Source organism: Streptomyces viridiviolaceus (assembly GCF_014650995.1).
Classification (GTDB): Bacteria; Actinomycetota; Actinomycetes; order Streptomycetales; family Streptomycetaceae; genus Streptomyces; species Streptomyces viridiviolaceus.
On record NZ_BMWA01000031.1, the window covers coordinates 31,438 to 43,758 of the forward strand.

The window sequence follows — 12,321 nt, forward strand, 5'->3', positions numbered from 1 at the left end:
TCAGCGCACGTCTTCCGGCTGTCCGGTGTCCCGCGGCGTCGACGGGTCGACCGGCGTCGGAACGGACAGGCTGCGGTTCCGGGGCAGCGGGCGGCTCGTGCCCGGGCTCAGGCTGCGGCTGCGCGTCCCGATCCGGGGCACGGTGGAGTGCCGGCGCGTCGTCTGCGCCCGGAAGGCCTCTTCGCCCCGGTCGCCGTCGGCGGGCAGGGGCGTGAGCCGGGCCACGATCGTGGCGGCCGTGTCCGCCGCCGGGGTGGCGGGACCGCCCGGCGGGGCCTCCGTGGTCCGCAGCACGATGTCGCCCACCACCCACCTGGTGCCCGCCGGACCACTGACCCGCAGAACGCCGACCGCCCTGATCCGGTGTCCCGGCGCCCCGCGCGACGCACCCGCCATCGGCGTGCCGAAGCGGAGCATCTCGCGGCGCGGGGCGCTCTGGGTGTGGGTGAGACCGGCGGACGTACGCTGCCCGGCCACCGGGACGGTCGGACCCAGGCGGTCCGTGGCGGCGCCGTCCAGCGGAGCGCTGAACCCGAAGCCCAAGCCCTCGGTGGCCGACAGGTCACCCTGGGAGACGGCACCGTCGGTGGCGATCTCCACCCGGTCGATGGCGGTGTCGAGGCTCTCCGCCTCCACGCGCGGCGCGTGGAGCGACAGGCGGACCGTGGTACCTTCCGCGCCCGGTCCGCCCAGGAACGCGGCGGACGCGGCAGGGCGCAGCAGCGTGACACGCCCGGTGCGGGCCAGTTGGGTCAGGCGGACGAGTATGCCTTCCGCCGAGGTGGAGGTCGGCAGCCGGCCGGGCTCGTCCAGCGACGGGTCGACCGCGCGCAGTGCCTGCGCCAACTGCGGCAGGGCGGCCATGTCGTAGACCGTGAACGGTCGCCGCGGCAGCCACGCCGGGCCGGCCAGCGCGTCGCGCAGTGCGGCGGGCACCTCCATGTCGATGACGGTCTCGCCGGGCCGTTCCTCCGGGGGCTGGGAGGGGTCCGCGGTGAGGAGGGCCGGCTCGACCAGGGGCCGCGGCGTCTCCGGTCCGGCGGGGGTCTCGGAGCCGTTGAACCGCAGCACGGCACGGACGTTGATCGCGTCGGAGACCTGCTGCACCGCCCGGGGCAGCAGACCGGTGAGCCCCTCCAGCGGGACACGCGCTGCCTCGGGCAGACGCCGTACCAGGCCGTCGGTCAGGCCGGTCAGGCCGTCGAGCACCGCTCGCAGCGAGGCCCCGCCGGGCAGCGCGCTGACCGGGACGGCCGAGACGGTCGCCTCGATGCGGTAGTCGACATGGAACTCCGTGACGTCCAGCATGCTGCGCTGCCAGGCCCTGCGCTCCCTCGTCGACAGCGCCGCGTCGGCGGTGCCCGACTGCCTCGACGCCGTCACGGTGGGACGGAAGCGGTGGCCGTTGCGCTGGACCAGCGGCGAGAAGTCGAGCGTGTCGGTGATCGTGGTGGCACGGGTCTGCCGCGTGCTGCCCGGCACAGGCAGCGAGGTGCCGTCGCCGCTGGTGTGTCCGAGCACGTTGTCCAGCCCGGGGTTGCCGGCGGCGCGCCGGCCGCGGACGGCGTCCAGCGGCCCGGCCGGCCGCGCCCGCAGAGCGACCTCCACCAACATCGGCCCGAGCCACGAGTTGTGGACGAAGTGGAAGGCGGTGTGCCCGTCCGGCCCGGCGTTGACGAGGGTGCGCAGGCCCAGGGAGGTCGTGTGCTCGTTGACGCGTGACATGACGTGCCGGTACGTGGCGGTGCCAGGGACGGTCGAGCCGGGAGCGATCTGTTCCACCAGTCGGTGGACGGTGCGCTGGAAGGCCGACCGGCCGTCCTCGGGGCGGGCCGGGAGCATTTCGACCACGGAACCGAAGCCGATCCGGCCGCCGCTGCCCGTGAACCAGGCGGGCAGCGCGCGGTCCGCGGGCGCCGCCGCAGGCGGCTCGGCCGTCCCGTCGAGCAGGAACTCGGGGTGGTTGACGAGGTCGTTGTCGGACAGCAGGAACTCGACGCCGTCCGGCACCTCCACCACGCGGGTGTCCTCGAACCGCGGGCCGCCGGCCACCGTCCCGGCCACGACGTTGCGCCATCCGCCGCGCACGGTGACCTTGTAGACGGCGGTGGCCGCGAAACGGTGCGCCGGTACGTCGTTCTCGCTGGTGACCCGGAAGACGGCGGACGTGTCGTGCGTCGTGGTGCTGTCGGTGACACCGCGGCGGCGCGCGTAGTGGCCCGCCGGGGCGAACGGCCGTGCGGGGCTGCCGTAGTCGGCGGCCACCGTGACACCGGCCGCGTGCGCACGGGTGGTGCCGCGGGTGTCGGCCGCGGCGTCCACGGACTGGATCCACCGCTCGTAGTCCAGCACCCCGGGCCGGGGCAGGGCCCGTACGCCGGTCAGGTGCCCCTCGACCTCGACGGTGATGTCGGTGCCCAGCAGGACGCCGGAGGTGCCCGCGCCCTCGATGACATAGCTGTCGTTGAACAGCCGGTAGGCGTTGGCGACCAGGTGGTGCGGAGACAGTCCGGCCTCCACGACCTCCTGCGCCACCCCCTCGGGCGCTTCCACGCGTCCGCCGACGGCCAGTTCGCCCACCCGGCTCACCGCGGCGCCGGCTCGGTCCACGGCCGCCCTGACGGCCCGCCGGAGACTCGCCAGGGTGTCCGCCGCCCAGCGCGGGTACGGCACCGGACCGGCGCCCTCCTCCGCGGTCGCCTCCGGTACCGGTGCGGGCCACGCTCCGGGCATGGTGCGCAGTTCCACGCCGTCCTCCGCGTCCCCGGCACGGGCCGCCGGAGCGGCCTCGTCCGCCTCGGCGTGGTCCGGGCGGTGGGCCGCGAGCATCTCGTTCACCGCGTCGCGCAGAGCCCGGCTGCCGCCGGCCCGGTCCACCCAGGCGGTCTCCGGCAGCCGTACCGCCTCGGCGAAACGGGCCGCGTCGTCCTCGGCCTCCGGCCGCGGCCGGGCCGCGGCGGCGGGAACCCGCTCCGCGGGGGTGTCCAGGGTGCGGTAGGTGGGCACGGCCAGGGCGACCCGGCCCTGAGCCTCGACCGGCTCCATGGCCGTGTCGTGACTGGCGGACATGGTGGCGCGGTAGGTGACGGGGAGGGTGAACACCTGCACGCCGTCGGCGGTGGGGCTGAGCGCGTAGAACTCATGCCCGCTGCCCGCGCTGGAACCGGTGACGCGCGAGGACTGCCGACTGTAGGTGTACTCGGGGGTGAGGCCCTGCAGCCACAGGTTGCCGTGGCCGTCGAACGGGTTGGTGAGCGACGCCTGCACGGTGCCGCTCAGCGCGAGCGGCACCCGCGTCACCTGCTCGTCGCCGACCAGCGTGGAGCCGGAGTAGTTGAGCGTCTGCACGTCGGACAGGTGCAGGTCGTGGGTGACGCCGCCCTGCTCCTGGTCCTGCGGGTAGCGGCGCTCGGCGGCGATCCGGAAGGAGACGCGCCGGACTCCGGTGACGGTCGGCAGCTCGAACCAGACGGGGTGGCCGCCGTTCGTCATCTCGTCGAGACCGGCGCGCAGTCCCATGGCCGAGCGGAGCTGGTCCAGCTTGCGCTGGTTGTTCAGCCGTTGCAGGTGGGTGGCCCCGCTGACCGGCCCGTGGTACCAGGTGTCGGCGCGTCCCCGGCGTGGTGGCAGGAATCCGTGGTCGGCGAGCCACGTCTCGAGCGCGTCGAAGAGCGGGCCGGTGCCGTCGACGGCGAGCGGGGTGGTGGAGACGCCGAGGTCTCGCAGGTGCAGGACCTCCGGGGGCAGGTGCCGTGTGGTGCTCGGGGTCCCGGACACGGTCGCCGCGGACGGTACTCGCAGGATCAGTGGATAGCGGGTGCCGCGGGCCAGCGGGGAGCCCTCGGCCGGGGTCTGCTCCTGCCCGTCGGGGCGGACCAGGGTGACCTCGTAGACCGCGTCGGCGTGCACCCGCAGCAGCGGTTTGGCGGTGCGCAGCGAGCGGGAGGTGCGGGCACTTCCGCCGCCGGTCAGGGCGTGGGTGACCTGCTGCTGGACGGCGGCCTGGCCGGTCAGTGTGAGGCCGGCAGGTTCGGTCCCGCCGGCCTGCTCCCGGCTCCCCAGCGCGAAGCCGCCGCTGACGGAGAGGCCGACGCCGACCGCGTTGGTGACCGCGGCCGTGCTGGTCAGGCGCACCGAACGCAGGACGTGTGACTCCAGCACCGAGTTGATGGTCGTCGGCCCGGCGAGCGCCTCGTCGCCGGTGCGCTGGGCCACCTCCGCGTGCAGCCGCAGCATGCCGATGACCCTGCCGTCCTCGGCATACAGGGTCGGTGAGCTGTGGTGACCGCCGTACATCAAGGGGAGGTTGCCGCGTACGGCGCCCTCGTCGAGGAAGCCGCGCAACTGGTCGAGGGAGGACTCGGACAGGCCGGCGAGGTCGTGCTCGAAGGACCGCAGCACGTCGGCGAGGAGGCGGTCGGCGTGCGGCACGGTCTCCGTGGCGAACAGCGGCACCTGGTCGAGCAGGGTGCGCATGGGCGCCGGGGTGTGCTGCGGGCCGGTGGCGTCCTGGGTCTCCGGGGCGGGCTCCTCGTCGATCAGGTGCTTGGGGAACCACACCGTCAGGGGGGCCGGTGCGGGTTCGGCGGGCGTGTGCCACTGGTTCGGGGCCGGGCCCTCGGTGAGCGCCCGGGTGAGCGAGACGGTGGTCCGCACCTGGGCGTGCAGGGTGTACTCGACAGGCCACGAGCGTTCCCGGCTGCGCAGCAGGACCATCGGCTGCACCGTCGCGCCGACGCTGACCGAGGTGGTGCTCTGGTTGTGGGTGTACGTGAGCTGCGGGGTGACCGTCAGCCGGCGGAACCACCCGGTGTGCGCGAACGGCACGGTGTGGGCGTGGCCGAGGGTGGCCGAGCGGAGGTCGCCGGCCGAGTCGGTGTTGCCCGCCTCGCTGATGCCGAACATCCAGCGCTGGATGTTGACCGGCGGGCCGTCCGGCATCTCCTCGATGCCCGCCGGAGCGCGGCGTGGCTCGGACAGCCCGAACCGCAGGCTGACCTGGTAGGTGTCGCCCCGGTAAGGGGCCCGCAGGGGCAGGCCGGCCTCGCTGAACAGCCGCGCCCACTCACTGCTGAGGTAGGCCGAGGTCAGCGTGGTGCGGACCGCCTGCCGGAAGTCCGGGTCGGCTCCCCTGCCGTCCTCGACGTGCTGGAAGACCTGCTCACGGAGCCAGTCGACGGTCTCCTCGGGAACGGCGGCGACGTGGACCAGGCCCTGGGCGCCGTCGCGTTCGGTGCCGAAGGAGGTGACGGACCTGCCGAGTGCCGGGCGGACGGCTTCGTCCGCCTGCGGGTTGAGCCGGTCCAGGTCACGGGCCGCGGCGAGTGCGTCGTCCCCGGTCCGCGTCGCGACCACGGGGTTGCCCGGCGCGGCCGCGTCGGGCTCGGGCCCGTACAGGCGGTCCAGCAGCGGGGCGAGCGCGGCGTCGTTCTCCCGGACCCAGCTCGCGCCGTTGTTGCGGGGCCTGCCGGTGTACGGGTCGTGGCCGTGGTTGGCCCCCAGGTGGGCGTTGCTGGTCTGCGCGAAGTACTCCTCGGCGCCGGTGGACGCGTAGTTGTCGACCGCACGACCCGCGGTGTCCCGGCGGGGCCCGTCGGCCCATTCGGCGTCCGGTCCGAGGGCGAGACGGGCCTCGTAGGCGGCCTGCACGCTCGCGCGGTCGGCGTCGCCCAGTCCGAAGAAGTAGACCATGTGGGCGAGTTCGTGCAGGACGCTGGAGTAGCCGTCCGGGTGGGCCGCCGCTCCGGTGACACCGGGGTCCTCGCCCAGCAGGTTCTCCTCCGCGACGACCACGATGCCCGCGGCGACGTCGGTCAGGCCACGGGCCGCGGCGACCGGACGCGGGCGCGCGTCGGTGTCGTGGGTGCGCAGGTCCCGCAGGTTCTCGAAGCCGGGCACCTCGGTCACGGGCGTGCCGCGCGGTACGAGCAGGACACGGACGCCGGAGGACCGGACGTTCTCGGCTACGACGGGGTCGTGGAGCACCCGGGTGAGCTGCCGCAGGAGTTCGTTGCGGGCCGCGACGGGCCGGTCCGGCACGGCACCGGGCGCGGTGACGACTATCGCGGCGGCGACCTCGGCGGCCGGCCCGGCGGGCGGCGGGGTGTAGAGGTCGGCGGCGGGACCGGCCGACGCGTCCGGCGAGACATCCACCACGGGCGGAGCTCCGTAGGAGGCTCCAGGGGCGTCCGCGGCCGTGATGGCGGGGGCCTGGGCGGGAGCGGTGGCCTCGGCGGCCACCGCGTGCGCGGTGGGCGCCGGGGCGTCGGTGACGGCGTCGTTCACCGCATGGACGTCGGCGCGGGCGGGCGCGTCGGTGTCGGCGGGCGTAACGGCGCGGGAAGACGCGACCACGTCGGCGGGGGCGGCCGTGTCGGCCGGCGTACCGACGCGAGCGGGGGCGTCCGTACCGACACGAGCGGGGGCGTCCGTACCGGTGCGAGCGGGAGCGGCCGTGTCGGTGCGGGCGGGTGAGCCGGGCCGGGTGGTATCCGTGTCCGTGGGGACGGCGGCGCCGTCCCCGGCCTCTCTGAGCAGCGAGATCAGCGCGGCCTCGGCCTCCCGCACCATCCGGCCCGGCGTCTGCCCCGCCGGGGCGGGGTCGCCGCCGTCGGCCGGATGCTGCAGCGTGGTCAGGGCCAGCCGGGCGTCGCGCACGCTGTCGTCGGTGGTCCGTTCCCCGAGCCGTTCCGCCGCGTCCCACGCCTGGCGCAGCGCCACTCTCCGCCCGATGTCGAAGCCGAGATCCGCCAGGCGGTCCGAGACCGCGGCGTCGACTGCGACGTCCAGGGAACGTCCCCGGTGCCAGGAGGTCCGGTACAGGGCCCCCAGCTCGGCGGCGTCGAGGCCCGACTTGTCGGCGGCGGTGCGTGCGGTGTCGGTGAGCAGCCCCGCGGACCATGCCTGTTCCGAGGTCAGGTCGCCCACGCCCGGGGCGTCGGGGTCGCGCGGGTCGAAGGCGTGGACCCGGCCGGAGGGTTCCGCCCAGCGGGTGACGGTGCGGCCGTCCTCGTCGACCGTGTCGAGGCGCACCGGGATGTCCAGGTCGTGCGCGACGGCGCGGATCATATGGTCCATGGACTGCTCGGCGAGGGCGGCGAGCCGCGGCACGCCCGCGGGGGGCACCGGCTCGGTACCGGGGGTGGCCTGCCGGCGGAACCGGTCGACGTCGGCGACGATGCTCCAGACCGTGTCCTCGGCTCCTTCCGCACGCGGCGGCTCCTGACGCCCGTCGAGCAGGCCCTCGTACCGGCCCAGGCTCTCGGGCGTCACGACGTGCACGCCCGCCGCCCACGCCTTCTGGAGGTCGGCGCGCAGGGTCTCGACCGCCCAGCGCAGGGTCGCCCGGCGCGCGCGGGCGGCCAGGTCCGTCCGGTCGATGCGGAGCACCAGCGCCTGCGGGTGGGCCGCGTGCTGGGCCCGTGCCTGACGGACCACCCACTGGTACAGGCGGGAGGGGGTGACGTCCGGCACCTCGGCCGCCGTCTCCAGGAGGGCGACGAGGTCGAGCGTCCGCGCCTGGTCCAGTTTCGCCCAGGCGGTCGCCTCCAGGGCCGGCGGGACCGTCTGCTCCAGCCGCGCGCGCAGCTCCTCGACCTCCGCCTCGAACATCTCGACGTACACGTCACCGGTGAAGGGGTCGCTGCGCACGACGGAGCCCTCGCGGGTGGCGGAGCGCAGCAGATGGTGGTTGTGCCGCTCGGCCTCCAGCCGGTAGCGGGCGCGCAGCCGCACCAGGTGCACCGGCCCGAGCTGCTTGATGTGCTGCTCACGCCGGTAGTTCTCGGCGGCCGCGCCGGCCACGTTGCTGCTGGTGTTCCACGACGCCGAGGCGCTGCCCGACGCGGTGTTCGGCGGATGGCTCCGGCCGTCGGGGGTCTGCGCCGGGTTGTGCTGGTTCATCACTCCGGAGCCGGACAGCCCCGCGTTGGCGTTCGGGCGCCAGCGGTCGTTGGAGGCGTTGACGGTGGTGCCGCTCTGGTGCTTGATGTAGCGGCCGGTGCCGGTGCCGTGGACCGGGCCGATGACCTCCAGGTCGTAGAGGTCACCGGTCAGGAAGAGACGGGCCCGCCTGGAGGAGCGGCCCGGCACGAACACGGTCTCGGCGAGCAGCAGCCGTCGGCCCGCCGCGGCGGGAAGCAGCTGGTTGGCCATGTGGCCGCGGCTCATCAACTGGGGGACGGTGGGGCTGGTACGGGTCCGGGTGCCGTCCGCCGTGGGACGGAAGAGGGCCCTCATCAGCCTGAGCGCGACGGGCAGGGCGTCGTCCAGCAGCGTGCCGGCGACATAGGCGTCACCGGGCAGCTCGGGCAGCGGCCGCAGGTCGCGGGGGCCCTGCGGTCCGTACTGCGGGCTCAGTTCGGCGAGGCCGCGCGGCACCTGGAGGGTGAGCGTATGGGCGACGGTGGCGCTGCTGGAGGTCGCGGGGACACCGGCCCAGCGGCGGTACAGCCCGCCCAGCCAGTTGTTCAGCGCCTGACCGTCGGTGTGGTACGCCTGGGCCGACACGCTCAGCCGTCCCTGCGTCCTGAACAGGTAGGTGCCGTTGTAGGCGTACGTCGTCTGCTCCGCGGTCGCCGTCTCGGCCCGGGTGACGCCCCGGTGGGCACCCTGCCCGACGCCGACGCCCGCGTTGCCGGAGGCGTTCGCCCCACCGGCGCCCAGCTTGCCCGCGGTGAAGCTCTGGCCGACGTCCCGAGAGGTGCTGGTGCTGGTGCTCGCGTAGCCGTGTCCGTACTTCTCCAGGCCGGTGTAGGGCTTGAAGTCGTGAGCCTCGGGAGTGGTGTCCAGGGTGGCGCGCAGCGTGATCTCCACGACATCGCTCAGCAACCAGCCCATCGGGTTGACCAGGTAGAACCTGTGTCCGTTCGGGGAGAGCAGGTCCTCCCACATGGCGGTGTCGCGGCCCTCGGCCAGCAGCGACTGCAGGATGTTGACGCCGCTCTGCAGGCGGCCGATCCTGCGTCCGCCACCGGTCCACAGCTCGGGCTGGGCCGCCAGCAGACCGGGGGCGACCGCATCCACCTGCTCGCGCACGATGTCGTACGTCGAGCGTCCGCCGTCGTAGGACACCGCGTGCACCGCGCTGTGGCCAAGCGTGTTGCCCGCGCCGTCCCGCCGGGTCAGGTACTCGGGGAGGGATACGTCGGGGAACGCGCCCGCCGGGTCCGACAGGCGGACCCCGAACCGTGCCGCGAACGCCGTCCGGGTCTTCTCGTCGAGCACCGGCAGGGCACCGTTGTCGTGCAGTTTGACCAGGACGTCCGCCAGTGCGGACCGGCTCAGCGACAGCCGGGCCAGGTGGTCGGCGGCCTGCTCGGCGGCCTCCGTGCGGGGCCGCTGCCCGGGCTCCGGTGTCTCCAGCGACCAGCGCGAGAGTACGCCGGCCACGGCATTGCCGCTGAGCCGCAGTTCCCCGGAGTGCCAGCGGTTCATGACGTCCACGAGCCGCTCGTCCGGCAGGGGGACATCGCCCGCGGCGTACTTCTCCAGCGCGTCGGCCTCGGCGAGCACGTACATGACGGTGCGGCCGGTGACGTCCTGGCGGTGGGACCGGTAGCTGTTCGGCAGCAGCTTGGCCGTCTTCTCCAGGCGGCTGCGGACCTCGAACCTGGTCTCGGCACGGAAGACGTAGCCCCGGCCGAACGCGAGCCGGATCATCTCCTCCGCCCCGGTACGTCCCTGGCTTGACGAGCGGTTCCACTGCCAGCCGCGGGTGGCGCCCACCTCACCGCTGACCGAGGCGACCCCCGCCGAGCCGCCCACGGTGACACCGGCCTGCGCCCAGGAGACGCCATTGGAGGAGCTGTCGGTGCCGTTGGTCTGGCTCATCCACAGACTGATGTCACCGAGCACGAAGTCGTCGAGGAAGCCCGCGAACGCGGACGGTCCCAGCACGGCGCGGATGTCGACCGCCGCGTTGGTGTCCCGCAGGCCGGGGTCGAAGAACTGGTCGTTGGAGTAGCGCCCGTAGGCCATCTCCTTGAAGTGGCTGCGGACCTGGATGGTGCTGGTGAACGACGTGAGTTCCTGGTCCGCGTGGCCCTGCGGGCCGGTCAGGTCGCCCAGTACCGCGACGGCGGCGTCCCGCAGGCCGGTGGCGTCGACGTGGTAGACGACCGCGCGGTCCAGCACCGAGGCCGGGGTCGGGCCCTGCGGTCGGGCAGCGGTCCGCTCGGCGCTGCCCAGCGGCGGCAGGTAGGCGAGGACGCGCCGGCCCGGGAGCCTGAGCGGCTGGGGGTTCCGGGCTCCGCGCCGCACCCGGCCCTGCAGCCCGCTGTGTTCCAGCTCCAGGGTGACGGTGAGGTCGACGGGCAGCGCGTGCTTGTGGACGACGCCGTTGTACTCCAGCAACTCGGGCCGGTTGTTGAGGAACGAGACGGTCTCCGTGGCGCCGACCGTGCGCTTGACGTCGAACCCGATCACGGCGCCCTTGAGCTGGTTGAACAGGGCCTTGGCCCGCAGGCTGAGCGCGATCTGTCGGCTGCCGCCGGTGGACTGGCCGCCGGTCTCCATGCCCATCGCCAGGTTGACGACCGCCTTGGTCCGGGTCGGGCCGAGGAACTCGGGTGCCTGCCCGGGGGTGGGCCGGGCCCGGACGGTGATCCGTACGGCGTCCAGGTCGATGTCCACGCCGAGCAGGCCCTGCGGCCGGACCAGGGTCAGGACGACACCGGTCTGGTGGAGCTGGTCGAAGTGGGACTCCAGGCCGCGCCGGGAGATGTACTTGTCGAACAGTTCCTCGTTCTGCAGGAGGCTGTTGACCCGGTTGCCGTGCCGCCACCAGCGGGCACGGGCCAGCGGTGCCGACGCGTCGGCGGGCAGGAAGCCGAGCCGGCGCAGCTCCTGCCCCAGGAGGTCGCGCAGTTCCTGGACCGTCTCGTCGTCGAACTCGACCAGTCCGGTGCCGATGCCGCGGCCCTCGGCGACGTGCGGGGGGACGTTCACGTGCTCGCTGTCGTCCCGGCGCGGTTCCGTGCCGCGGACGAGGCCGGGCCGGTAGGGGACGGTCAGCCCGGCCTCCCCCTGAGCGACGCTCGCCACCGGCCCTGTGCTCACCGTCCGCCGGGCCTCGCCGGTCTCCTCGGTGGTCCGCCCGGTCTCCACCAGGGCCTCCGGGTCCACCGGGAAGCCGTAGCGGAACGCCTCCGGCTCCGGCGTCCGCAGCAGGGCCTGGCCGTGGACCTCCGGCGTCCGGACCGAACCGGCGCCGCGCACCGCCACGTCCGCGCTGTGCGTCAGCTCCAGCCGGTAGGCGGAGCTGAGGCCGGTGTCCCGGGGCACGACCACCCACAGGCCGGTGCGGCCGGCGCTGATGCCGTCCGAGGTGGACCAGGTCATCCCGAGGGAGGCGCTGACGCCGACGCCCAGTTCCGCGCGGGCCGGAACGGGCAGCAGATTGATCTCGGCCGTGGGGAAGGTGAGCGTGTGGGACTGACCGAGCGTGTGGCCTCCGCTGGTCCCGTCGATCGCGGTCCTGACGTTCTCGATGGGGGCCTTGTCGGTGGTGGTGCCGACCCGCACGCCCCGCGAGGTGCGCTCGGTGTGCAGGTGGACGGTGGCGATCGGCTTGCCGTAACGGCTGTGGAGGGTGAACGCGTACCCCTTGCCGCCGCCCGTGGCCGCGTCGAGGTGGCTCTCCAGGTTCCACAGTTTCTGCAGCAGTTCCTCGCGCTGGACACTGCCGACCGGCAGGTCGAGGTTCTGCTGCCGGGCCGCCGCGACGATCCGGTCGAAGAGCGTGGGCAGGCCGGTGAGTCCGGACGCGTAGTAGACGGCGGGGACCCTCCGTTCCAGGCCCTGGGTCCCGGTGGCGGTGACCTGTTGTTCGGGGGCCTTGCCGAGGTAGTACTCCGGGACGTACAGCAGCAGCCTGCGGTCGTCCGGGGCGACGACCCGGACGGGCTCGATCGTGTCCCAGGCGCGGAGCGCGTCGGTGCGCAGCCGCACCGACCAGTCGGCCTGGTAGGCGAGCATGACTGAATCCGACTTGGCGGTCTCCACATGCCCGCCCTCCGCGTCACCTACCCAGCTCGTCGAGCGTGAGGAGGCGTTGGCCGTGCCGGAGACGCCCACGCCGACCCGGGCGACCTGGGGAACGCCCGGAGTGAGGCCGATACCGAAGGACAGGGAGATGCCACCGCGGGTCGCGCTCGTCGATCCGGCGTGGGTGCGGACGAAGGCGCCGGTGAGGTAGGAGGAGTTGATGCCCTCGTTGGCACGGAACCGGTCCCGGCCCGGTGTGCGTTCGGGCACGAGGGAGCGGGGTCCGGTGACCGGGGCGGCGTCCGCGCCGCTGTTCTCCGGTTCCTCCTGGATGGT

1 protein-coding gene (only partly in view) is annotated in these 12,321 nt (G+C 74.0%); it reads right to left on the bottom strand.

Going from position 1 to position 12,321, the window contains the following annotated elements; all coding sequences use genetic code 11:
• Window positions 1-12,321, bottom strand: the 3' end of a protein-coding gene (locus IE260_RS34210) for a hypothetical protein (protein ID WP_189879056.1). Its footprint extends 46,473 nt past the window's final position; only the last 12,321 of its 58,794 coding nucleotides appear in the window; its start codon lies off the right edge, out of view; the stop codon is at window positions 1-3.